General features: G+C 64.7%; 20 protein-coding genes and 1 tRNA gene. 11 read left to right on the top strand and 10 right to left on the bottom strand.

The genetic code is table 11. The features are described from left to right. Entirely contained in the window at nucleotides 1-2,319 is a 2,319-nt protein-coding gene (pcrA, locus tag CIMIT_RS03345) for a DNA helicase PcrA (protein ID WP_038589175.1), read from the bottom strand. A 98-nt stretch (nucleotides 2,320-2,417) separates the two neighbouring features. On the opposite strand from pcrA, the gene CIMIT_RS03340 reads away from it, so the two are divergent. Next, entirely contained in the window at nucleotides 2,418-2,711 is a 294-nt protein-coding gene (locus CIMIT_RS03340; RefSeq protein ID WP_038589172.1) for a chorismate mutase, read from the top strand. 6 nt (nucleotides 2,712-2,717) lie between these two features. On the opposite strand, the gene CIMIT_RS03335 is transcribed toward CIMIT_RS03340, so the two are convergent. Beyond that, nucleotides 2,718-3,041 (bottom strand): antibiotic biosynthesis monooxygenase family protein, encoded by a 324-nt coding sequence (locus tag CIMIT_RS03335; protein ID WP_038589170.1) that lies wholly within the window; start codon nucleotides 3,039-3,041, stop codon nucleotides 2,718-2,720. Nucleotides 3,042-3,129: 88 nt separating this feature from the next. On the opposite strand from CIMIT_RS03335, the gene pgi reads away from it, so the two are divergent. The 3 genes from pgi to CIMIT_RS03320 all read left to right on the top strand — a co-directional run bounded on the left by pgi (nucleotide 3,130) and on the right by CIMIT_RS03320 (nucleotide 6,960). Beyond that, the gene (gene pgi / locus CIMIT_RS03330) at nucleotides 3,130-4,767 is read left to right on the top strand and encodes a glucose-6-phosphate isomerase (protein WP_038589167.1); all 1,638 of its coding nucleotides are present in this window, start codon (nucleotides 3,130-3,132) and stop codon (nucleotides 4,765-4,767) included. Nucleotides 4,768-4,777: 10 nt separating this feature from the next. Beyond that, nucleotides 4,778-6,265 carry a glutamate-cysteine ligase family protein gene (locus CIMIT_RS03325; RefSeq protein WP_038589164.1) on the top strand — a complete coding sequence of 496 codons (1,488 nt, stop codon included), beginning with the start codon at nucleotides 4,778-4,780 and terminating at the stop codon, nucleotides 6,263-6,265. A gap of 68 nt (nucleotides 6,266-6,333) precedes the next feature. Then, nucleotides 6,334-6,960 carry a DedA family protein gene (locus tag CIMIT_RS03320; RefSeq protein ID WP_038589161.1) on the top strand — a complete coding sequence of 209 codons (627 nt, stop codon included), beginning with the start codon at nucleotides 6,334-6,336 and terminating at the stop codon, nucleotides 6,958-6,960. Here CIMIT_RS03320 and CIMIT_RS03315 read toward each other — a convergent pair. Both CIMIT_RS03315 and CIMIT_RS03310 read right to left on the bottom strand, forming a co-directional pair. After that, nucleotides 6,932-7,768, bottom strand: coding sequence for a DNA-formamidopyrimidine glycosylase family protein (locus CIMIT_RS03315; RefSeq protein ID WP_038589158.1), 837 nt, complete (start codon nucleotides 7,766-7,768; stop codon nucleotides 6,932-6,934). The two genes, CIMIT_RS03320 and CIMIT_RS03315, sit on opposite strands and share 29 nt — an antisense overlap. A 19-nt stretch (nucleotides 7,769-7,787) precedes the next feature. Then, the gene (locus CIMIT_RS03310; protein WP_038589156.1) at nucleotides 7,788-12,437 is read right to left on the bottom strand and encodes an ATP-dependent helicase; all 4,650 of its coding nucleotides are present in this window, start codon (nucleotides 12,435-12,437) and stop codon (nucleotides 7,788-7,790) included. A gap of 46 nt (nucleotides 12,438-12,483) precedes the next feature. Here CIMIT_RS03310 and CIMIT_RS03305 point away from each other — a divergent pair, with 46 nt between their 5' ends. The 5 genes from CIMIT_RS03305 to CIMIT_RS03285 all read left to right on the top strand — a co-directional run bounded on the left by CIMIT_RS03305 (nucleotide 12,484) and on the right by CIMIT_RS03285 (nucleotide 14,957). Further along, a complete protein-coding gene (locus CIMIT_RS03305; RefSeq protein ID WP_038589153.1) occupies nucleotides 12,484-13,257 on the top strand; it encodes a 3'(2'),5'-bisphosphate nucleotidase CysQ in 774 nt (257 codons plus the stop codon). Continuing rightward, nucleotides 13,254-14,054: a thymidylate synthase gene (locus CIMIT_RS03300; RefSeq protein ID WP_038589150.1), complete on the top strand. Its 801-nt coding sequence runs from the start codon at nucleotides 13,254-13,256 to the stop codon at nucleotides 14,052-14,054. The genes CIMIT_RS03305 and CIMIT_RS03300 overlap by 4 nt, the downstream gene beginning before the upstream one ends. Then, on the top strand, nucleotides 14,054-14,536 hold the full coding sequence (locus tag CIMIT_RS03295; protein WP_038589148.1) for a dihydrofolate reductase: 483 nt from the start codon (nucleotides 14,054-14,056) through the stop codon (nucleotides 14,534-14,536). Before CIMIT_RS03300 ends, CIMIT_RS03295 begins: the two co-directional genes overlap by 1 nt. A gap of 1 nt (nucleotide 14,537) precedes the next feature. Then, on the top strand, nucleotides 14,538-14,816 hold the full coding sequence (locus tag CIMIT_RS03290) for a mycoredoxin (RefSeq protein WP_038589145.1): 279 nt from the start codon (nucleotides 14,538-14,540) through the stop codon (nucleotides 14,814-14,816). A 68-nt stretch (nucleotides 14,817-14,884) separates the two neighbouring features. Next, nucleotides 14,885-14,957: transfer RNA gene (locus tag CIMIT_RS03285), tRNA-Arg, on the top strand. A gap of 670 nt (nucleotides 14,958-15,627) precedes the next feature. On the opposite strand, the gene CIMIT_RS12545 is transcribed toward CIMIT_RS03285, so the two are convergent. Together CIMIT_RS12545 and CIMIT_RS03270 are read right to left on the bottom strand one after the other, a co-directional pair. Continuing rightward, nucleotides 15,628-17,163 (bottom strand): hypothetical protein, encoded by a 1,536-nt coding sequence (locus tag CIMIT_RS12545; protein ID WP_144311800.1) that lies wholly within the window; start codon nucleotides 17,161-17,163, stop codon nucleotides 15,628-15,630. A gap of 323 nt (nucleotides 17,164-17,486) precedes the next feature. Further along, nucleotides 17,487-18,092, bottom strand: coding sequence for a DUF3558 domain-containing protein (locus CIMIT_RS03270; protein ID WP_038589137.1), 606 nt, complete (start codon nucleotides 18,090-18,092; stop codon nucleotides 17,487-17,489). Between the two features lie 171 nt (nucleotides 18,093-18,263). Between CIMIT_RS03270 and CIMIT_RS03265 the strand changes: the two genes are divergently transcribed. Together CIMIT_RS03265 and trhA are read left to right on the top strand one after the other, a co-directional pair. Next, nucleotides 18,264-19,091 carry a DUF1906 domain-containing protein gene (locus tag CIMIT_RS03265; protein WP_038589133.1) on the top strand — a complete coding sequence of 276 codons (828 nt, stop codon included), beginning with the start codon at nucleotides 18,264-18,266 and terminating at the stop codon, nucleotides 19,089-19,091. A 69-nt stretch (nucleotides 19,092-19,160) separates the two neighbouring features. Continuing rightward, nucleotides 19,161-19,862 (top strand): PAQR family membrane homeostasis protein TrhA, encoded by a 702-nt coding sequence (gene trhA / locus CIMIT_RS03260; protein WP_038589128.1) that lies wholly within the window; start codon nucleotides 19,161-19,163, stop codon nucleotides 19,860-19,862. A gap of 305 nt (nucleotides 19,863-20,167) precedes the next feature. On the opposite strand, the gene CIMIT_RS03255 is transcribed toward trhA, so the two are convergent. The 4 genes from CIMIT_RS03255 to CIMIT_RS03240 form a co-directional block, all read right to left on the bottom strand. Then, the gene (locus CIMIT_RS03255) at nucleotides 20,168-21,817 is read right to left on the bottom strand and encodes a solute symporter family protein (RefSeq protein ID WP_038589123.1); all 1,650 of its coding nucleotides are present in this window, start codon (nucleotides 21,815-21,817) and stop codon (nucleotides 20,168-20,170) included. Between the two features lie 3 nt (nucleotides 21,818-21,820). Beyond that, on the bottom strand, nucleotides 21,821-22,159 hold the full coding sequence (locus tag CIMIT_RS03250; RefSeq protein WP_038589118.1) for a DUF485 domain-containing protein: 339 nt from the start codon (nucleotides 22,157-22,159) through the stop codon (nucleotides 21,821-21,823). Nucleotides 22,160-22,466: 307 nt separating this feature from the next. After that, nucleotides 22,467-23,303, bottom strand: a complete 837-nt coding sequence (locus CIMIT_RS03245; protein ID WP_038589110.1) for an aldo/keto reductase — start codon at nucleotides 23,301-23,303, stop codon at nucleotides 22,467-22,469. A gap of 10 nt (nucleotides 23,304-23,313) precedes the next feature. After that, complete coding sequence (locus CIMIT_RS03240; protein WP_038589105.1) at nucleotides 23,314-23,673, bottom strand: FKBP-type peptidyl-prolyl cis-trans isomerase; 360 nt, start codon at nucleotides 23,671-23,673, stop codon at nucleotides 23,314-23,316. Nucleotides 23,674-23,678 lie beyond the last annotated feature (5 nt).

The following is a 23,678-nucleotide window of genomic DNA, read 5'->3' as shown; positions in this document are numbered from 1 at the left end:
CTAGAGCTTTTCCATCGGCACACCGCCGATGAGCATAAGCCGCACGGTGCCGGAGGAACCGAAATCCACCGTCACCGTCTCGCGCACCCCGGCCCCCTCCACCGTGAGTACGGTGCCCAGCCCGTACTTCGCGTGGTTGACGCGGTCGCCGGCTGCGAGGTCGAGGTGCTTGTTCACCCGCACTCCGCCGCTGCGGCCGGCACTCGGGCGACGGTGGGCGCGCTGCCCGCCGATCGGGGCGGGCTGGCCCCATGCATCAGTGCTGCCGGCAGGTTCGGTCCTGCGCCAGTCGATGAGGTCCTCCGGGACCTCTGCGAGGAAGCGACTGGCGGGATTGGTCACCGGGTTGCCCCAGGAAGAGCGCAACATCGCGCGGGTCAAATACAGCCGCTGCTTGGCGCGAGTAATACCCACGTACGCCAGGCGACGCTCCTCGGCGAGCTCGTCCGGGTCACCCAGGGCGCGCAGGTGCGGGAACTGCCCGTCCTCCCAGCCGGTGACGAACACGGTGGGAAACTCCAGGCCCTTGGCGGTGTGCAGGGTCATCATTGTCACCACGCCCTGCTCGTTGTCCGGCAGCTGGTCCGCATCTGCGACGAGTGAGACTTTCTCCAGGAAGGCCTGCAGGGAGCCGGGGGCCGGCTCGCCCTCCTCCATGACGGAGTCCAGCTCCTCGTCCGTCATGTAGGCGATTTGGTTCGCGGCCTCGGAGGAGAACTCGCGCGCCACGGAGACCAGCTCGTTCAAGTTGTCCAGGCGCGCCCCGTCCTGCGGGTCGTTCGAGGCTTCCAGCTGCTCGCGGTAGCCGGTCGCGTCCAGGATTCGGGAGACAAGCTGACCGAGGTCCGGCATGCCGGTGACCTCGTTGCGCATTTCGGGCATTTCTTTGCGCAGCCCGTCCATCAGCTCCACAAAGCCGGCGACGGCGTTTTTGCCGCGGGATGCGAGCATGTCGACCTTGCCCGCCGCGGCGTCGATAAGCGCCTGCCCAAAGCTGATCCCCTGGTTCTCCGCGTGCAGCGCGACCATGGCCTGCGCCTTGTCGCCGATGGCGCGCTTGGGCACGTTGACGATGCGGCGCAGGCTCACCGTGTCGTCCGGGTTGTCCAGCACCTTCATATAGGCGACGATGTCGCGTATCTCGCGGCGCTCGTAGAAGCGCGTGCCACCGACGACCTTGTACGGGATACCGGAGCGGATGAAAATGTCCTCCAGCGCGCGGGAGGCGTTGTTGGTGCGGTACATCACCGCCATGTCCGAGTACGGCACGCCTCTGTCGGCGAGCTCGTCGATCTCGGCGGCGATGAAGCGGGCCTCGTCGTGCTCATTGTCTGCGACGAACCCGATGATCTTCTCGCCCGCGCCGTGGTCCGTCCACAGCTTCTTCGGCCGGCGGCCCTCGTTCTGCGCGATCACGGCGTTGGCCGCGTTTAGAATGTTCTGCGTGGAGCGGTAGTTCTGCTCGAGCAGGATGGTGCGGGCGTTGGGGTAATCGCGCTCGAACTCCTCAATGTTGCGGATCGTCGCACCGCGGAAGGCGTAGATGGACTGGTCCGAGTCGCCCACCACGGCCAGCTCGGGCGCGTCCGGGCCAGTGCCGACGAGCGTGTGGATGAGCTCGTACTGCGCGTGGTTCGTGTCCTGGTACTCGTCCACCAACACGTGGCGGAAGCGGCGGCGGTAATACTCGGTGACCTGCGGGTGCTCTTTAAAGATGCGCACGACCTCGCCCACCAGGTCGTCGAAGTCGAGCGCGTTGGACTGGCGCAGCCGCCGCTGGTACTCGGCGAAGACTTTCGCCACCGTGGTCTCAAAGGGGTTGCGGGTTTGCTCCGCCTTCGCCAGCGCCTCGTCCGGGTCGATCAGCTCGTTCTTTAAATTGGAGATGGCATTCGCCAGTGTGCGCGCCGAGAACTTCTTCAAATCGAGGCTGAAGTCCTTGGCAATCATGGAGAGCAGGCGGCGCGAATCGTCCGCGTCGTAGATGGTGAAGTTCGTGTTTAGCCCCGGCACGAGCTGCGCCTGCTGGCGCAGGATACGCACGCACACGGAGTGGAAGGTGGCCACCCACATCCGCTCCGATTCTGGCCCGACGAGCTGGGCCACGCGCTCCTTCATCTCGGCGGCGGCCTTGTTAGTAAAGGTAATGGCGAGGATCTGCCACGGTGCCACCCCGCGCTGTTGTAAAAGGTAGGCAATACGGCGGGTGAGCACCGCGGTCTTGCCGGAGCCTGCGCCGGCGACGATGAGCAGCGGGGAGCCTTCGTGCTGCACGGCAGCCTGCTGCTGGGGGTTGAGTCCTAAGGTGAGATCAGTCATGCACCTCAGGGTACCCACCGCCTACAACATCGCCTGACGGTTGTTCGAACATCCTGGTTGAATTGGCTTGCTTAGGCTGCGTGGCATAATGCAAGACCATGAGCGATTTTGCAATCCGCATGCCCTCCGGCACCGATGATCCGCTCTCGGACGCGGAGATTCAGCAGTACCGCAAGGAGATCGACCGGCTCGACCGGGTCATCCTGGATGCGGTGAAACGCCGCGCGGAAGTCTCCCGCGCGATCGGTAAAACCCGGATGGGGTCAGGCGGCACCAAGCTGGTGCACACCCGCGAGGTCGCCATCATCAACCAGTTCCGCGACGAGCTCGGTGAGGAAGGCCCGGCGCTCGCCAACATCCTGCTGCGGCTTGGGCGCGGGAAACTGGGCTAGCCCTAGCTAGTCGCGCTCGAGCGAGTCGAGCACGACGTCAAACTCGAGCAGCTCCGCCTTCTGCGAGACGGGCTTCTTCGGTGCCTCGCCGGAATCTCCGTGGGCGTGCGCGGCCTGGCCGGCACCCTCCCACCACGCCTGGTAGGCGGCCTCGTCGGCCCAGCGGGTGACCACAAAGTAACGGTCCTCGCCCTTGGTCGGGCGCAGTAGCTGGAAGCCTTCAAAGCCCGGCTGGGAGTCGATGGCGTGCTTACGTGCGGCAAAGCGGCGCTCCAGTTCCTCGCCAGCACCTTCGGGGACAGTAATCGCGTTGATCTTCACAATGCTCATGGGCCCCATTATGCACATTGCGGGCGACTTGGTGGCGGGTTTTTGACTACCGTGGGGCGTATCCGATCCGATCTTTGCTGGAGGAATGATGACCGACATTACGTCCACGTCTGCCTGGAAGAACCTGGAACAACTGCACGCCGAGAACTCGCAGACCACGCTGCGTGACCTCTTCGCGGCCGACAGCGAGCGCGCGCAGACGCTCAGCTTCTCAGCGGCCGGGTTGCATGTGGACATGTCCAAGCAGCTTATCGACGCCGACGTGCTCGAAGCCCTCACCCAACTCGCCGACGAGGCGGGCCTGGCGGAGAAGATCGAAGCGATGTTTGGCGGTGCCCACCTCAACAACACCGAGGACCGCGCCGTGCTTCACACCGCGCTGCGCCTGCCGGTAGAAAAGGACCTCGAGGTCGACGGGCAGGACGTAGCCGCCGATGTGCACGAGGTGCTCGGCCGGATGCGCGACTTCGCCTCCGCGCTGCGCTCCGGCGAATGGCTGGGGCACACCGGCCGCACGATCAAGAAGGTCGTCAACATCGGCATCGGCGGCTCCGACCTGGGCCCAGCAATGGCTACGAAGGCGCTGCGCGCCTACGCCACCGCCGGGATCACCGCCGAGTTCGTCTCCAACGTCGACCCGGCAGACATGGCCGCGGTGCTGGACCGCTGCAACGCCGAGGAGACGCTGTTCATCATCGCCTCGAAGACCTTTACCACCCAGGAGACGCTGACAAACGCGCACGCCGCGAAGCGCTGGCTGCTCGAACAGTTCGACGGTGATGAGTCTGCGATTGCCAAGCACTTCGTCGCGGTCTCCACCAACGAGGAGAAGGTCGCCGAGTTCGGCATCGACACGGCCAACATGTTCGGCTTCTGGGACTGGGTCGGTGGTCGCTACTCCATGGACTCCGCGATTGGTTTGAGCCTCATGGCCGTGATCGGCCCGCTGGACTTCATGCGCATGCTCGAGGGCTTCCACGCGATGGACGAGCACTTCCGCACCACCGAGTTCTCTCGCAACGTCCCGGTGCTGATGGGCCTGTTGAACGTGTGGTACCGCAACTTCTTTGACGTGCAGACCCACGCGGTCCTGCCCTATTCCGAGGATCTCTCGCGCTTCCCCGCTTACCTGCAACAGCTGACCATGGAGTCCAACGGCAAGTCCGTGCGCCACGACGGCACCCCCGTCACCTACGACACCGGCGAGATCTACTGGGGCGAGCCGGGCACGAATGGCCAGCACGCCTTCTTCCAGCTGCTCCACCAGGGCACCACCATGATCCCGGCGGACTTCATCGGCTTCGCTCGCCCCAAGGAGGACTTCCCCACCGCCGACGGCACCGGTTCCATGCACGACCTGCTCATGGGCAATTTCTTCGCCCAGACGAAGGTGCTCGCCTTTGGCAAGGACCAGCAGACGATCGAGGCCGAGGGTGTCAGCAGCGAGCTGGCCCCGCACAAGGTCATGCCGGGCAACCGCCCGACCACCACGATCCTGGCCGAGGAGCTTACGCCCTACACCCTGGGCGCGCTCGTCGCGCTCTACGAGCACATCGTGTTCACCGAGGGCGTGATCTGGGACATCAACTCCTTCGACCAGTGGGGCGTGGAGCTGGGCAAGCAGCAGGCCAACGACCTGGCCGCCGCGGTCGCGGGTGCCCAGGCCCCGGACACAGGCGACGCCTCCACCGACGCGCTGATTACCTGGTACCGGAGCAAGAAGTAGGTCACACACTATGGGCGAGCAGATCTCCTCGGACTCGTACACCCCTCGCCAACGCTCGGTGTACCGCCGCCGCCTCGAGGAAGAACTCGAGGTCTTCGACCGCCACCTGCAGGAGGCGGAGTTTGTCAGCCACGGCACCATCGGGCTCGAGCTCGAGCTGAATTTGGTGGACGATCAGATGCTCCCGCACGCCAACAACCAGGCCGTGCTGGAGCGCCTGGGTGACGAGTACCAGTCGGAGATCGGCGTCTACAACGTGGAGCTCAACCACCCGCCGCTCTCCATCGGCGGCGACGGGCTGATCCAGCTCGAGCGCGGCCTGAGCCAGCGTCTGGACGCGGTGCACGCCGCGGCGTCGGCAGCCGGCTCCCAGGTCGCGATGATCGGCACGCTGCCCACGATGACCTCGAAGTTCCTCCAGGAAACCGAGTGGATGACGCCGGAAAATCGCTACGCGGGCCTGAGCAAGTCCATCATGGACACCCGCGGCGAGCTGGTCCACCTCAACCTGTGGCGCGAGGAGCGCTACCGCCACGATTTCGAGGACATCGCCACCGAGTCCACCTGCACATCGATTCAGCTGCACCTGCAGGTCGCGCCCGACCGCTTCGCCAACGCGTGGAACGCCTCCCAGGCGATCGCCGGGGTGCAGGCGGCGCTGAGCGCGAACTCGCCGCTGTTTATGGGGCATCGCCTGTGGCACGAGTCGCGCATCCCGGTGTTCCAGCAGTCCATCGATACCCGCACCCAGGAGCTGATCAACCAGGGCGTGCGCCCGCGCGTCTGGTTCGGCGAGCGCTGGATCACGAGCGTCTTCGACCTCTTCGAGGAAAACGTGCGCTACTTCTCCCCGCTCATCCCGGAGGGCCGCGTGCAGGCAGGCGCGCCGTTCATGAAGGGCGAGAGCCCCGGCCTGCATTATCTCAACCTGCACAACGGCACGATCTGGCGCTGGAACCGGCCGATCTACGATCCGAACACGGAGCTCTCCCACATCCGTGTGGAGAACCGCCTGCTGCCCGCGGGTCCCACGGTCAAGGACATCATCGCGGACGCCGCCTTCTACTACGGCATGGTCAAAGCGCTCAGCGAGCAGACCCGCCCCGTCTGGTCGCGCCTCAGCTTTGCCGAGGCCGAGCACAACTTCCACGAGGGCGCGCGCCACGGGCTGACCGCGCAGCTGCAGTGGCCCACGCTCGGCACCATCGACGTCACCGAACTCGTCACCGACCACCTCCTCCCCATGGCGCACGAGGGCTTGGCGCTTCTCGACGTCGACCCGGCCCTCGCCGACGAGTACCTCGGCATCATCGAACACCGCGCACGCACCCGACAAAACGGCGCGATGTGGCAGCTCAACGCGCTCAACGCTCTTGCGCCCCAATCACGCCCGGCAACCAAGGAGCGCGGAGAGGCGCTGGCGCGCATGCTCAGGCAATACATAGCAAATCAGCAGTCCGGCGCGCCCGTGCACACTTGGTCTCTCGAGGTTCAGTAAGGCACAATAAGCCGTTGATTTATGTAACCGTTCAACGCCGCGCGCCTTTTCGCGCATAAGGAGCATCTGTGCAAGCAATCGTCGACTGGATTGTCAACCTAATGGAGGTGCTCGGCGGTCCAGGCGTTGGTCTCGCCATCCTCCTGGAGAATGTTTTCCCGCCGATCCCCTCTGAGGTTGTCCTGCCGCTGGGTGGTTTCACCGCCGCGCAGGGCTCGGTCACCTTTGCCTCGGTGCTGATCTGGTCCATCATCGGCTCCGTCGCTGGCGCATACGTCCTCTACGGCGTTGGTGCCTGGCTGGGCGCGGAGCGGCTGCGCAAGATCGCCGACTGGATGTGGCTGGTCAAGGCCTCCGATGTGGACGCCTCGCTCGAGTTCTTCGACCGCCACGGCAAAGCGTCGATCTTCTTCGGCCGCCTCATCCCGGGCATCCGCTCGCTGATCTCCATCCCCGCGGGCCTGGACCGGATGAACCTCGTCACCTTCGGCCTGTGGACCACGCTGGGATCCGGCATCTGGAATACCATCCTCGTTTCCCTCGGCTACGCGCTCGGCGACCGGTGGGAGATGGTCACCGAGTACGTCGACGCCTACTCCAAGGTCGCCTACGTCATCCTGATCCTGGTCCTTGTCGGCTTCCTCGTCTACTTCCTCCGCCGCGACATCAAGGAGCGCAAGTCCGCTGCGAAGTAGCGTTCCACCTTCCCGAAGGCTCGGGCTGGCACCGTGGGCACCACCAGATCACCCGCTCCAAATCCCCCTCCCCGCCGAGGAACCCCTTTTCAATGAGCGTTCCGCAGCGCCTGCACGGTTTGCGGTTACGCCCAAACACGTAGCTCGTCTCCCCCGCGCGCTTGATCCCAGTGGTCACCCGCACGGGGGAGTCTTTGTTTGCCCACATCAGGCGGCGCGCAAGGGCCACATGCTTTGCGACGTCCACCTCCCCCACCTTCGCCGCCGGGTGGGTCCCCGCCAGGAAATTGATCTCGGCGCGGTACTCGTTGCCGATCCCTGCAAGGTTGCGCTGGTCCAGCAGCGCGCGCCCGATCTCCATATCCGGGTTTGCCTCGATACGGCGCACCGCCTCGGCCGCGTCAAAGTCCGGGTCCAATAGATCTGGACCTAGATACCCCATCTGCTGGGGGTACTCACGGGCGGGAAAGACCCGGACGAGTCCGAGCCAGAAGCCGACGAGTTCGATGTCGGGGCGGTTGGCGTCGCTAAGCGAGAGCACCACTCGGGCAGCATGGGCGGGTTTGCGCCACCGCTGGCCCGCGCGGTGGAAGGCCCAGGTGCCCTCCATCTTCAGGTGCGTGTGTAGGATCTCCGGTCCGAAGCGCATGAACAGGTGCTTGCCGTAGGGCCAGACCTGCTCGCAGGTCATGCCCGTGAAGTCGACGGTGGCGAAGCGGGGCACGCGGATGCTGGTGCGCGTGACCTCGCGGCCGGTCATCCACTGCAAGCGCTTGGAGAGCTGATAGACGGAATCACCTTCGGGCATGGTGCAATACTAGGCCTGGCTAATCGTCGAAGCTCAAACTCTCGGCGGGCCCGTCGAGCTCGCCGAGTGCCTCCGCCACGCTCCGGCCTCGCCGCTTCGGTGCCGCCGCCGGCTTCGCACCAATCTTGACGCCCTTGTGCGTCACGCGCGCTCCATACTCGCGCAGGCCAAAGGCGGATTCGCCGTTGAGCTTCTCTACCCCCAGGGGTTGCATGCGCCCGGCGCGCACTGCCTCGTCGAGGGCATCGATGACCAGTGGGAGCGGGTCTCCGATCCCTTCCGGGAAGCCCTCGAAGAAGGTGGTCATGGTTTTGCCGCCGCGGGTGATGTGGGCGGCGAGGAGGCCGTCGATAAGCACGACGATGGCCCCGGCCGCGCGGGTGGGACCTTGGGTGGGCCAGGGCAGCGCCGCGCCGTAGGGGTTGGCGGGGTCGGTGGCGGCGAGCACGTAGACGTCCGGAGAGCGGGTGCCGGAGGGCCAGCCGATGATGTCGTCGGAATCCGCGTGCCCGCGCAGGCGGTCGATCGTGGCCGGGGTGGAAAACTGCGCCGCGCCCAGGCCTTCGATGAGGTAGCCGCGCAGCGCTTTGCCGCTTTCTTCGAAGCCGGAAAGGGTTTTATATGCCAGGGCGAAGCCGCCGAGGATGTCCTCGGCAACCACGGAGCCGCGGGTGACCACCCCGTAGCGGTCGAGCAGGCTCTCCCCTAGCGCGACGGAGCGGCGCGTGGCGTCGGTGTCCGCGCGCGGGGTCGCGGCCCAGCGGCCCACCATGTCGGGTGGTGTGGTGTTGGCAAAGGAAGTGCGCCCGGAGCGGATGCGGCTGCGCTGCGGGCGACGCCGCGTGCGGTGCGCTGATTTCCCCTTGCCGCCGGCGAGCCGGGCGCGGATGGGCGCAAACGAGTCCGGCGACAGGCACCCGGCCTCCACGAGGTCCCACATCGCTTCGCGTAGTTCGTCAGTGGTTGTGGTGCGCTCGTCGAAGGGACCGAGCAGGTCTGCGAAGAGGTAGCCGCCCCCACCGCGGACGCGCTCCATCACCTGGCTTTGGGTCAGGCTCAGTTGGGGCTCTTCTGCCTGGGGCACGAGCTGCTCGGCGTAGTCGGCGGGCAGCAGCATGATCCAGGGGTCGCGCGCACCGGCTTTGCCCGCGCCGACGATGAGGATCTCGCCGGAGGCGGTCAGCTCGTCCAGCATCACTGGCGAGTAGTCCCCGACGCGCGAGGGCAGGATGTGCGACTCCCACGCGCTGGCAGGCAGGCGCACCCCGGCGAGCTGCTCGAGCACCGTATACACGCCGTCGGCGCCGCGCAAGGCTGGCCGCACTCCGGACGCGCTCACGTTGTGCCAGGCCGGCAGGAAGCGGCCGAAGGCGGACTGGCTCACCGGTTGGGTTTGCGCCCGTGCCGCCGCCAGCGAACGCGAGCGGATGATGCGCAACACCTCGGCGGCGACGTATTCTTCCTCGTCAACGCCCTGCCGGTAGTGCCCGGGGATCACTTTTTCCTGGTCAATGAGCCGATGTAGCGGCTCGTAGGCCGCGCCGACGGCAAGTCCGAAAGCATCGGCCAGATCGCGCAGGGTGAAGGGCCCGCGGGTGCGCACCCAGCGTCCCACCAGCTGCTGCAGTGCGTCCGGGATCGTGGCGACTTGGGCGGCGACGCCTGGTGGGACGGGGACGCCCAAACCGTCGCGAAGCAGCGGGGCGTCGAGCGTTTGCGCGATGCGCTCGCGCCCGCCGATGCGCACCCGCATCACACGGCCGCGCAGGTTTTCCTCCAGTGTGCCCAGGGGGACCTCGGTGTAGTCCGCAAGCTTGTCGACGTCCACGGGTCCCACCATCCGCAGCGTATCGGCAAACTGCTCACTGGTTTTCGCGCGCCCGAGGCGGCGGAGGTTGGCGTCGGTCTCGGCGATCACGTCGGCGTCGAGAAGCTCGCGCAGCTCCACGGTGCCCAAGAGCTTGGCCAGCAGCGAAGGGTCGAGCGACAGCGCCGCGGCGCGCTTCTCCGCGAGCGGGGTATCGCCCTCGTACATGAACGCGCCGGTGTAATTGAACAGCAGCGAGGAGGCGAACGGGCTCGGCTGGTCGCAGGTCACCTCGGCAATCCGGATGCCGCGGGTGTTGATGTCGCGCACGACCTCCTGCAGCGCGGGCAGGTCGTAGACGTCCTGCAGGCACTCGCGGACAGTCTCCAAAATGATGGGGAAGGACGGGTAGTTGCGGGCGACGTCGAGAAGCTGCTCGGCGCGCTGGCGCTGCTGCCACAGGGGCGCGCGCTTGCCGGGGTTGCGGCGCGGCAAAAGCAGGGCGCGGGCGGCGCACTCGCGGAAACGGGAGGCGAACAGCACGGAGTTGCCGACCTGCTCGGTGACGATGTCGGCGATCTCGTCGGCATCGAACTGGAAAAGCGAGGCGTCCGGTTCCTTCTCCCCCTGCGGCAGGCGCAGCACGATGCCGTCGTCGCCCGCTACGGCCTGGGCGTCCATTCCCGTTTCCTGCGCCACCCGCCAACCAGTGGCCAGCGCCCAGGCGGCGTTCACACCCTTGCCAAACGGGGTGTGCAAGACCACGCGCCAGTCGCCCAGCTCGTCGGTGAAACGCTCCAGCACGATCGTTTTCTCGTCCGGCAGGATGCCGGTGGCTTCCTCCTGTTCTTCGAGGTAGCGCACAAGGTTGTCGCGGGCGAACCCGTCGAGCGAGCCATCGATGCCTTCGCCTGCTCGTGCTTGTCGACGAAACGCGCCCAACGCCTTCCCCAACTCATACGGCCGACCCGGCCCCTCCCCATTCCAGAACGGGAGCCGACCTGTATGTCCCGGCGCGGGAGTGACCTGGACCTGGTCGCGGGTGATGTTTTCGATGCGCCAAGACGAGGCGCCGAGGGTGAACACGTCGCCGACGCGGGACTCGTAGACCATCTCCTCGTCCAGCTCGCCGACGCGGCGGGGTGCCTTGTCGTCCGCGCCGACAAGAAAAACTCCAAACATTCCCCGATCTGGAATCGTGCCCGCGTTCGTCACCGCCACCCGCTGCGCGCCCGGGCGGGCCTTGAGCGTGGTGCCTTCAAGGACGGCGCGAGGGCGCAGCTCCGCGAAGTCCGTCGAGGGGTACACGCCGGTAATCAGGTCGATCACGGAGTCAAACACCTCGCGCGCGAGGTCTCGGTAGGGCCAGGCGCGACGCACGGTGTCGTACCACTCGTCCACGTCTAGATCCTCGTAGGCCACCGCTGCCACCGTCTGCTGCGCGAGCACGTCGAGCGGGCTGCGCGGGGTGCGCAGCTCCTCAATCGCGCCTTCCCGCATCCGCGGCACCAGCGCCGCCGTCTGCACCAGGTCGGAGCGGTGCTTCGGATAGAAGCTGCCCTCGGATACCGCGCCGACGGTGTGGCCGGCGCGGCCAACGCGCTGCAACCCCGAGGCGACCGAGGGCGGCGACTCGACCTGGATCACCAAATCCACCGCGCCCATGTCAATCCCCAACTCGAGTGAGGAGGTGGCGATCACCGCGCGCAGCGAGCCTTCTTTGAGCATGGTTTCGGTCTGCGCCCGCTCGTCTTTGGACACACTGCCGTGGTGGGCGCGTGCAATGACCTGCGCGGCATGGCCTGCGGTATCCACCGACTTCATCAGCTGCGCGGGTGGGCGCCTTGTTTCAGGCGAGAGCGCCTCCGGATCATGTTCTTTTGCCCACAGCTCGTTGAGCTGGCTGGTCAGTCGTTCCGCGGTGCGACGCGAGTTCACGAACACGATGGTCGAGCGATGCGCCATCACCTCCTCGTAGACCGCGCGCTCGATGTGCGGCCAGATCGAAGAGGTCGCACCCGGCGGGGCTTCGGTTTCGAGCGTATCGATGTCGCCCTCAATGACGGCATCGCCAATTGTCGACGCGTCCTCCGGCACCGGCAGGTCCGACATATCTTCCACCGGCACGTGGACGTCCAGCTGCCAGCGCTTTTCCGCGGGCGGGTTGATGATGGTGGTCCGTGGCCCCAAAAAGTTCGCTACCGTCTCGAGCGGGCGCACCGTCGCCGAGAGACCAATGCGCTGGAAGTTGCCGGCCAGGCGGCGCAGGCGCTCCAGTGAGAGTGAAAGGTGGACGCCGCGCTTCGTGCCCGCCAGCGCGTGGATCTCGTCCACAATGACCGTGTCCACAGTTTTCAAGATGTCCGCCGCCTTCGAGGTGAGCATGAGGTAGAGCGACTCGGGCGTCGTAATGAGAATGTCCGGCGGTTTCCGCAGTTGCCGGTTTCGCTCCGATTGCGGGGTATCGCCCGAGCGCACGCCCACCGAGATGTCCGGCATGTCGCGGCCCAAGCGCTGGGCAACGCGGGCAATCCCGCCGAGCGGGGCGCGCAGGTTGTGTTCCACATCCACGCCCAGCGCTTTCAAGGGGGAGATGTAGAGGACGCGGACGCCGCCGTGGGTGGAGGTCTGCGCGCCGTCGATAGGCAATGCCTGCTGGCCAGCCCGCTCCACGAGCGAGTTGAGCGACCAGAGGAAGGCGGCGAGCGTCTTGCCGGAGCCGGTGGGGGCGACGACGAGGGCGTTCTCGCCGTCGGCAATCGCCCGCCACGCGCCTTCTTGGACCGGGGTGGGCGCGGCGAAGACCTCGCTGAACCAGGTGGAGACCTGGGGATGGAAACGCTCGAGGATTGCCGTGCTCATAGAAGTTAAGGATAACGGGGCAGCAAACTGCGGTAGGGTTTGAACTATGACTGCGCAGTATTCTGACTCCCGGTTGACCAACCTAATTGCCCAAGGCACCGGCGAGATCCTCAAGGGGATCCGCGGCGTCGGCCTGCTGCGAGGGCGCGAGCTCGGCGAGGCCGGCGATGACCTGGCCCAGAACTGGATCGCCCGCGTACTCGAGCAGCACCGCCCGGGCGACGGATTCCTCTCCGAGGAGGCGGCGGACGACCAATCGCGCCTAGACAACAACCGCGTCTGGATCGTCGACCCGCTCGACGGCACGAAAGAATTCGCCACCGGCCGCCAGGACTGGGCCGTGCACATCGCCCTGGTGGAAGACGGCGTGCCCACCCACGCGGCTGTCGGACTCCCGGACCTGGGTGTGGTGTTTAAGTCCTCCGACGTGCGCCACGTCTCCGGCCCCTTTGCCGGCAAGGTCGCCATCTCGCGCAACCGCCCGCCGGCCGTGGCCGAGGCAGTTGCCGACGCGCTCGGGTTCGAAACCATCAAGGTCGGCTCCGCCGGCGCAAAAGCCATGCACGTGTTGCTGGGCGACTACGACGCGTACGTGCACGCCGGCGGCCAGTACGAGTGGGACCAGGCCGCGCCGGTCGGCGTCTCGCTGGCGGCGGGCCTGCACTGCTCCCGCCTCGACGGCACGCCCATGCGCTTCAACAACAAGGACACCTACGTCCCCGACATGGTGATCTGCCGCCCGGAGATCGCCGACGATGTCCTCGCCGCCTGCGCCAAGTACTACGAGGAGCACGGCAGCTTTGAGGGAGTCGCCCAGTGACGATCCCCACTCCGTACGAGGATCTGCTGCGCGAAATCTCCGAGCACGGCAAGGCCAAGGGCGACCGCACCGGCACAGGCACCGTGAGCCTGTTCGGCCGCCAGCTGCGATACGACTTAGCCGACTCATTCCCGCTTTTGACCACCAAGAAGGTCTTCTTCAAGGGCGTGGTCGGCGAGCTGCTCTGGTTCTTGCGCGGCGAGTCCAACATTTCCTGGCTCAAGGACAACGGCATCCGCATCTGGAACGAGTGGGCTGATGAGGACGGCGAGCTTGGCCCAGTCTATGGGGTGCAGTGGCGCTCCTGGCCGACCCCGGACGGGGCGCACGTGGACCAGATCGCCGAGGCATTGCGTACGCTCAAGGAAAACCCGGATTCGCGCCGCAACATCGTCTCCGCGTGGAACGTCGCCGAACTAGACAAGATGGCACTTTTACCCTGCCACCTGCTCTTCCAGCTCTACGTGGTCGATGGGACCTTGAGCATGCAGGTCTACCAGCGCTCCGCCGATATGTTCCTCGGCGTGCCCTTCAACATCGCCTCCTACGCCCTGCTCACGCACATGTTTGCGCAGCAGGCCGGGCTCAAGGTCGGCGAGCTTGTCTGGACGGGCGGCGACTGCCACATCTACAACGATCACGTCGAGCAGGTCCGCGAGCAGCTCTCCCGCGAGCCGCGCCCATACCCGCAGCTCAAGCTGCGCAAGGCGGAGTCGATCTTTGACTACGACTTCGACGACATCGAGGTTGTCGGCTACGACCCGCACCCGACGATCAAGGCGCAGGTGTCCGTCTAGTGCTGGGCGCAATCTGGGCGCAATCGCTCGACCGAGTCATCGGCACCGGCACCGACATGCCGTGGGACGTGCCGGAGGACCTCAAGTTCTTCAAAGAGGTCACCATGGGCCACCCCGTCATCATGGGCCGCAAGACCTGGGAGTCCCTGCCGTTTAAGCCCCTGCCGGGCCGCGCCAACCACGTGCTCAGCTCGCGCGAGCCGGGCGCATGGTCCGACGGGGCGTTCGTCTCCACCGACCTGCCCGACCTAGAAACCGACGCCTGGATCATGGGCGGCGGCCAAATCTACGAGGCCACCCTTGATCTGGTCGACGTCGTAGCGCTCACGCTTATCGACGCCCACGTCGCCCCCTCCCTCCCCAACCCGGTCTTCGCGCCCCACCTGGGCTCCGAGTTCACCCTGGTACGCGACGGCGAGTGGAAGACTTCCAGGACCGGCACACGTTTTAAGCATCAACGATTTGAAAGGAAAGCGACTTAACATGACTGCGACTCCCGAGACCAATGCGCACGTAACTGTATTTGCCACCGAGTGGTGCCCCTTCTGCGCCCGCCTGCGTAAGAACCTGGACCGCACCGAGACCCCTTACGACCTCGTCGACGTCGAAGCCGAAGGCAACGAAGACGCCGCAGCCTGGGTCGAATCCGTCAACGACGGCAACCGCGTCGTCCCCACTGTGCTCTACTCCGACGGCACGCACGAGACGAACCCGGGAGCCTCCGCAGTGCGCCGCAAGCACGAGGAGCTGGCGGGCGCGTAAGGGCGCAGCTGATTTATCGCGCAGCTGATTTTCAGTGCCACGCGAGGGTGCGGTACCCTCGCACTATTGCCCCAGTAGCTCAGTGGATAGAGCACTTCTCTCCTAAAGAAGGTGTCGGAGGTTCGATTCCTCTCTGGGGCGCGAAATTTTTTACGCAAAACTATCCGTTTTAACTGCGGGAACGGTGCGTTTTTTGGGGGTCTGCCGGGTTCCTTCGGGGGTTGGGCGCTGGGAGTCTGCGGCCGCGGACTGCTGTTGGCTGCTGCGCAGGGCTGCATTAGCTGAGTCTGTTCGCGGCAGCACGTTGCACTGCAGGTGTCGAGCTGTGCCGTGGGGTTGGTGCCGGGGTCGTTCTAAATGGAGCTAGCTCCATTTGGACGCACGGCGGGATGACGACCTTGGGTTTTACCGGCGACGCGACCCCAAATGGAGCTAGCTCCGTTTGGCCATTTCGTGCAACGGCGACCTGGGCTTTTACCGGAGGGACTGACCCAGATGGAGCTAGCTCCATTTAGACGCACGGTGGGATGGCGACCTGGGCTTTTACCGGCGGGGCGCATCCAAATGGAGCTAGCTCCATTTGGGAGGCCGATAGGTTTTTGGGCACGGAGTCCGAAGACTTTTTTGGTCAGCACAGCCGCGGATGCAAAGACGCCAAGGAGTCTGCGGCCGCGGACTCCACCAAGCCCGAGAAATCCATGCATCCACGAATCCTTGCGGACGACGAGTCTGCGGCCGCGGACTCTCGGGATGCACAGTCTGCGGCCGCAGACTGGAAAACCCGCAGCAGCGGACCCCTCGGCCGGGTGTGTTAGCCGCGGACGTTGTTACCGATCACCGTCGGCAACACCAACGGGGACTGCCCCAGCAGCGCCTCCAGGTTCCCATCACGCTCCACCGCACTGGTGACCGCTTTGACCTTCGCCTGTGCCTTGCCTTGTCCCTGACCACGACCACCAGCAGCACCCATCGGACCAGCAGCCATCACACCACTGCCACGACCACCGGTCGCACCCGCACCGGTACCAGCGGCCGCTGTCGCACCTGGTATCTGGCCTGCAGCACCTGGCGCACCCGCGCCAAAGCCTGCAACACCACGACCAGCGCCCATACCAGCACCAGCCCCGGCACCGGCAAGGCCCGCGCCAGCACCCAGCGCGCCACCAACAGCAGCACCAGCAGCAGCGCCCGCGTGTGCATCACGCGGCATGCGACCACGCGCACCGTGTGCACCGGATCTACGCCCACCACCGGCACCGGCACCGGTGCCGACTGGGCCCGCCACACCACCAGCACCACCGCTAGCACTACCGGTACCGGCGGCCACCGTGGGCGAGACACCGCCGACACCCGAGCCACCCGGACCACCAGGGCCTGCCAGACCAGCAGCACCCGGCTGGCTAAGCGTGCCTACACCACCAGCACCAGCCGTAGGTGCCAACCCAGCACCCGCACCCGCGGGAGCGAGCTGACCCAAACCAACCGACGCGGCCTCGGTACCCGCCACACCAGCAGGCGTTTTCGCAGCTACCTGCTCTAACACCTCTGGGGTGGGCAACCCATACTCACCAACCACCTGGGAAGGCGTCACCGCCTGCCCCAATGCACCAAGACCTGCAGCAGTAAACGCATCACGCAACGTCCGCGGCAACGGCGCGTCCTCAAACCCCGGCACCTGCGGGGAAGGCATATCCCCAACCGCAAACCCATCACCAGGAATAGAGCCCAAATCCGGCAGTAGGCGATCAAACACCGGCACCACCGGCTGCAACGACGCAGTCAACCTCGGTGGAAACACCCCCAAATACGATTGCTCAAACAACGCCCGCGACGGTCCCGGCAGGCCAGCCCACACCGCCACAGCACCATGGGCCATCAGCTGCTCCGCACCCGCAACCTGCGCCAGGCCGGCCGCATGCCCCTGCATCAACACCGACCTAGCTACGTACTCCTGGCCCACACGAGACACCTCACCAAGCTTGTCAATCGCACGGGCGACAAACTCCGTTTCCGAAGAATCAGCAAGCAAACCGGCTACCGCCGGCAACTGGGCGACCACCGACTGCACCAACGCCGCATTCTTCGCCCAGAATGCTGCAGCCGCTGTCGCTTGTGCGACCTGGGTGGCCATCAACTGCTGATGCAACACCGGAAGCGATCCTTGCGCACCCGCAGCAGGGCGCGGATTGGCAAAGGAATTCGCGTTCTCATACTGCGACAACGTCCGCCCCATCAGACCGGCTACCGCGCCAGCACCACCAGTACGTTCCACCACACCAATCGAGCCCAACAAGCCTGCAACCGATCCATCGGCACGCGAGGTGTTCTCCGCACTGACACGCAGCACATCAGCCACTGTTTGCAGCCACTCCCCCAACACCCGATTCGCCTCCGGCGCAGACGCCGACGACACCCGCGAATGCGTCCGCCCCACACCATCCAAACCAGACACAGTTGAAAAACCAGGTAAACCGCCATAGAACGCACCAGTTATGTCTTTCGAAAGGCTGTTGCTAAGCCCCTCTAGCGTCCTGGTGGCGTTCAACACGCTTTCGACATCAAGATTGATTCTCTGATTCATTGTTCCCCCAAGAAAATTAAATTTGCCCCCGAAGTCACGACGGTATGCATGACTCACCGCTAGAGCGTACCGACTCTGCGGTATACCCGCTACATTTCTTCTGCAGCTTCCTGACCAGATGCTTTATACAGACGCTCCAAGTTGTCCAATGCGAGGACACAGGCGTCGATGCTCTCCTTCTTGATGCCGCTCACCGACACACTTACGCCAAGTGCCCCGCGAGTCGTGTCAACCTGCGCAGCGCATAGGTACGGAGACACTACTGGATTCTTCATAAGGTAGGCATCTGGAACTTCAGTCTCCGGATAGCTCAGTTCATATCCTGCTGTCTCTGACACACCTGCAGCTGGGGTCCGCGAGCTCACGATGCTTCGGTCAATCCCATGGTCAATTGGATCGCTATCACAACCAAGGGCCAATCCATTCGACGACTCTGCGATTACCGGCTCCGGCTCCACCCCCGTCATCCCCGCCGCCGCGTACTCCTCTGCGGAGATTTCGGCGCAGGGGTCGAAGAGGTCGTCGCCAAGCGTGGCCGGATCAAAGTCTCCGAGCTCCAGCGTCCCACTCGCAAAGTGAAACGCAGGCGCTTCAGGCTCCGCCACTTCCGCGGCCGGCTCAACTGGATCGCTCGCGCACCCTGCCAACACCGCAGCGGCAAGGCCGAGACTAACCGGCAACATCTTTTTCCCCATTGCTTCCCCCGTTCACTGCAGACTATTCCGTGCAGTGACCATTATGGCGGCCCGGTGCAGGCAGCGCCATCGGAGAACATAACACCGCTCCGCTAGCCGACTGTCCAAGTCTGGTGCTACATTCAGCAAGTGAAACTCCTGTTACGCATGTGACAGTCTTCTCCTTCTCTCCTGAAAGGTCCGACAGTGCTGAACCGTCGTCGTTTCCTCCAAGCCGCTGCCCTTTCTGCCGCGGCCGCCACCACTACCGGCGCTTTCAACCCGGCGTACGCGCAGCGCCGCATCCTGGGCACCGTGGTCGATTACTCGGCCGGGGTGCCGTCTGGCGCGGCGGTGAAGGCCGCCGGCCACATGGGGGCGGTGCGCTACGTTTCGCAGCGCCGCCCCGGCGCGACCTGGATGCTGGGCAAGCCTGTCACCATCGAAGAGACGCGGGACTTCGCCGCGAATGGCCTCGCGACTGCGTCGGTCTACCAGTTCGGGCGCGCAGAGACCGCCGACTGGCTCGCCGGTGCCGCGGGTGCGGCGAAGCACGCCCCGCAGGCGATCCAGCTTCACCGCGCAGCAGGTGGGCCGAACGGTCGCCCGATCTACGTCGCGATTGACGACAACCCCACCCGCGACCAGTACGTCAACCAAATCCGCCCGTACCTGCAGGCTTTCCAGCTCGCGCTGAGCGCTGCAGGCCTGAAGACGGGTGTGTACGGCAACTACAACGTGATTCAGTGGTGCATCGAAGACCGCATCGGCACGTTCTTCTGGCAGCACGACTGGGGTTCGCAAGGCCGGCTCCACCCGCGCGCCAATATTCACCAGAAGGCCAAGTACGTCGGCACGATCCAGGGCGTGCAGGTGGACATCAACAATGTCTACACCGCGGATTGGGGCCAGTGGACCCCAGGTCGCGCCGGCGGGCTGCCGCTTCCCGACGTCAACGCGCTCGTCCAGAGCTCGAGCCAGCTGTCGTCGTCTGTTGATTGGCGTCGTTACTTGCCGTAGGGGCGGCGTCGAGAAGCGAAAAAGCGCTAGGGTGATTCCCTAGAAACAGCCGCAACCCCCGGGAGAATCATGACGGTGCTCAACGAAGGACAGATTCAACGCTCCTACATCATGGCGGACCGCGGCGAGCGCCCGCTGATTCGCGGCTGGTTCCACTTCTTCGCGGCGGCGCTGTCCGCGCTGTCTTCGGCGGTGCTGATCACCTTTGCGTGGATGACGATCGCCTGGTACGAGGCACTCGGGGTAACGCTCTACGGCGCAGGCGTGGTGCTGCTGTTCGGGGTGTCCGCCGCTTATCACCTCTGGCCCTGGCAGCGAGCCGAAACCGTGCAGTGGTGGCGGCGCGCGGACCACGCGACCATCTCGATTTTCATCGCCGCGACGTATACCCCGCTATGTCTGATCGTCTTTGCGCCGAAAACCGCAGCGCTCATGCTGACGGTGGCGTGGGCTGGCGGCATCAGCGGGGCGATCCTCAACCTTGTGTGGATTAACCACCCGCGGTGGCTCGACGTCGTGGTGTACGTAGGGCTCGGCTGGATCATCGTGCCGCTACTTCCGACGCTTTGGCACGAGGCTGGTGCCGCGGTGGTCTGGCTGCTGTTTGCCGGCGGTGTGATTTACACACTCGGCGCGCTGGTGTATGGATTCAAGTGGCCCGGGCGCAGCGCCCGCTACTACGGCTACCACGAGCACTTCCACACCGCGACCGTCGCCGCGGCGATCTGCCACCTGGTAGCCATCTGGATGGTCGTGGTGCAGGCCGGGTAGCTCTGCGAGCAGAGGGCGACGAAATTGGTGCAAGTCTGCCCTGCCGGTCATAGCGTGCCGCCCTCAATGGAGCTAGCTCCATTTGCGGTTACGGCGGACGCAAAACCCCAGGTCGTCCACCAACGGTTGCTTCAAACGGAGCTAGCTCCATGTACAGCGCCACAAACACCCAGTCCATGGGCCGCAGCAGCAGACACACTCCCCCAACCCACGCACAGAACCTCCCCCGTGCTCACCAACGCAAAGCGCCGCCCCGACCGGATGGCCGGGGCGGCGCTTACACAGAGTCAGGGGCTCTGACCGGTTTAGTGGTCGACCGGAGCCTCCACGCCCACACCGGTAAGGGAGCGGACTTCCATCTCTGCCTGCTTCTCCTCGAAGTTGTCCGGCTTGCCCAGGAAGGTGCCGATGATGCCGCCGAGGAAGCCGAGCGGGATGGAGACGATGCCCGGGCTGGACAGCGGGAAGATGGACCAGTCAGCGTTCGGGAACATCGAGGTCTCCGTACCGGATACTGCCGGGGACAGGAAGATCAACAGCAGCGCCGAGATCAGGCCGGTGTAGATGGACACAACCGCGCCTGTGGTGTTGAAGCGCTTCCAGTACAGGGAGTACAGGATGGTCGGCAGGTTGGCGGATGCCGCGATGGCGAACGCCAGGGAGACCAGGAAGGCCACGTTCTGGGACATCGCCAGGATGCCCAGGATGATGGACACAATGCCCAGGATCACCACGGTGATGCGGGAAACGCGGACCTGCTCGTCCTCGGAGGCTTCGCCGTCGCGGATCACAGAGGCGTAGACGTCGTGGGCGATGGAAGCGGAGGCCGTAATGGCCAGACCGGAGACCACCGCGAGCACCGTCGCAAAGGCAACAGCGGAGATCAGCGCCATGAAGAAGGAGCCGCCGAGCTCGAAGGCGAGCAGCGGTGCCGCGGCGTTCGCACCACCGGGCGCCGCGAGGATGCGGTCCGGGCCAACCAGGGCTGCAGCAGCGTAGCCGAGCACCAGGGTGAACAGGTAGAAGACACCGATGAGCACGATGGCCCAGGTCACGGACTTACGGGCTTCCTTCGCCGTCGGCACGGTGTAGAAGCGCATGAGCACGTGCGGCAGGCCTGCGGTACCCAGAACGAGGGTCACACCCAGGGAGATGAAGTCGATCTGGCTGGTCAGTGTCGCGCCGTACTTCAGGCCGGGCTTCATAATTTCAGAGGCTTCGTAGCCCTGCGAGGCCATGTAGTCGGATGCGGCGTGGGCGCTAATCGCATCGTCGAACAGCGTGTTCATGCCGCCGCGGATGTTGACGAACACCAGGACGGTCATGACGGCCACACCAGCGACCAGGAGCACTGCCTTAATCATCTGCACGTAGGTGGTGCCCTTCATGCCACCAACCAGCACGTAAATAATCATGACCACACCGACGATCGCAACACAGATCGCCTGCGCGGAGTAGCTGTGCAGGTTCAGCAGCACGGAGACTAGCGAGCCAGCGCCGGCCATCTGCGCGATGAGGTAGAACAGCGACACGAACAGGGTGCCGAAGGCTGCGGCGACGCGGACCGGCTTCTGGCGGAGGCGGAAGGACAGCACGTCAGCCATGGTGAAGCGGCCGACGTTACGCAGCGGCTCCGCCACCAGCAGCAGAGCTACCAGCCAGGCGACGAAGAAGCCGATGGAGTACAGGAAGCCGTCGTAGCCGCTTAGCGCAATTGAGCCCACGATGCCCAAGAAGGACGCAGCAGAGAGGTAGTCGCCGGCGATGGCGAGACCATTTTGCGTACCGCTAAAGGAGGAACCGCCGGTGTAGAAGTCGGCCGATTCACTCGTAGTTTTGCCCGCGCGAGTCACCACGTAGAGGGTGACAACGATAAAGATCGCGAACACCGCGATGTTCAGGAGCGGGTTACCCGCACCAGCTGATTCTGGCGCCGCGAGGATAAAGTCCTGCATCGTTTAGCCCTCCATTTCTTCTCGGATACGAGCCGCGCGCGGCTCGAGGTTCTTATTCGCCCACTTCACGTAAATCCACGTAATTAAGAACGTGGTGAAGAACTGGGCCAGCCCCAGCCAGAGCCCCACGTTGAGGCCCAGGAACGGGGTTGCCATCGCATCAGGCATCAGCGTGGCGACGACTACGAAGACCAGGAACCACAGGAAAAACGCGACCGACACGGGGAAGGTGAACCCACGGAAGGTTTTGCGGAGTTCCTGAAACTCCGGACTCCGCTGCATGGCCACAAACTCTTCCGGGGTTGGCTCCCGGCGTTGTGGGATAGAAGTCGATCCAGACACGGCTTCGATCCTTTCTTGTCATGTACAAGTTCTCTCATGCTTCGCTGCGACCTCACACTGAAGACCCTCAATGTGATCTGCAACTCAACACCTGGCATGTTACCTATCCCACATCGCGCTCGTGAATGATTGTTTTAGGCAAAGCACAACAAAGAGTGACGCCCACCCCCAAAACATGCTTTTAGCAGGAAAAACTAATGATCGTACGACCACCCCCGCCAGGAGGTAGGGTGATGAAAAACCGCAGTAAAAAAGGGCCTATCTTCATCAGATAGGCCCTCGTGTGCACCTGGCGCACACGCGGTGTTTAGTCCACGTCGCCGGGGAAAGTTAGCGGGTCGCCCGACATCCGCTCACCCTGCACCGCATCAAGCGCAGCGATATCCTCCGCGTCCAGTGAGACCTCAAGCGCACCAAGGTTTTCCTCCAGTCGCTTCAGATTCGCCGTCTTCGGCACCACCGACACGCCCATCTGCAGCAGGTAAGCGAGCACCACCTGCGCAGGCGTCGCATCATACTTAGCGGCCACACCGGCGATCGCCGGGTCATCAAAGTTCTTGCCGCGCGCCAGCGGAGCCCACGCCTCGGTGAGGATGTTGTGCTTTGCGTGGTAGTCGCGCAGCTCCTGCTGCGTAAACCCGGCGTGCAGCTCAACCTGGTTGAGCACCGGCGCGACGCCGGTAGCCTGGATGATCTCGTCCAGCACCTCGGGGTAGAAGTTAGCCACGCCGACCGACTGCAGCTGCCCCATCCCCTGCAGCTGCACCAGTTCCTCAAAGGCGGAGACGTACAGGCCGCGCTGCGGCCATGGCCAGTGCACCAGGTACAGGTCGATGAACTCTAGGTTCAGCCGCTTGAGCGACTCCTGGTACGCAGCTGCGGGTCGGTCCTGGTCGTCGTTCCACAGCTTGGTGGTCACGAACAGGTCCTCGCGGGTGACGTCGCCGGCAGCGATAGCGTCACCGATTGCCTTGCCGACGGCCTCCTCATTGCCGTAGAACGCCGCCGTGTCGATGTGGCGGTAGCCCAGCTCGATGGCACGCCGCAGGACAGCCTCAACGTCTTCCGGGGCGAGCTTGTAGGTGCCTAAGCCCAGCAGCGGGAAATCGTAGCCGTCGTTGAGAGTAGTAACGGGAATGCGCATTGTGTCTGCCTTAGTTCGCGTCAATCAGGTCGATAACAAATACAAGCGTGCGCCCGGAGAGTGCGCTCACCCCACCGGCCGGGCCGTAGGCCTTCTCCGGCGGCACGATCAGCTCGCGGCGCCCACCGACCTTCATGCCGGGAATGCCTTCCTGCCACCCCTCAATCAGGCCAGCAAGCGGAAACTCCGCGACCTCGCCGCGATCCCAGGAGGAGTCGAATTCTTCGCCGGTTGCGTAATCCACGCCGAGGTAGTGCACCTTGATGTAGCCGCCTGCCACCGCTTCAGCGCCGTCGCCGACCACAAGATCCTTCACAACCAAGTCGGTCGGTGCGGGCGCGTCGGGGATAGTGATGGTGGGCTTTTCCATGTGTG

This window comes from Corynebacterium imitans, from assembly GCF_000739455.1.
Classification (GTDB): Bacteria; Actinomycetota; Actinomycetes; order Mycobacteriales; family Mycobacteriaceae; genus Corynebacterium; species Corynebacterium imitans.
This window is presented reverse-complemented; position numbering and strand designations above follow the sequence as displayed.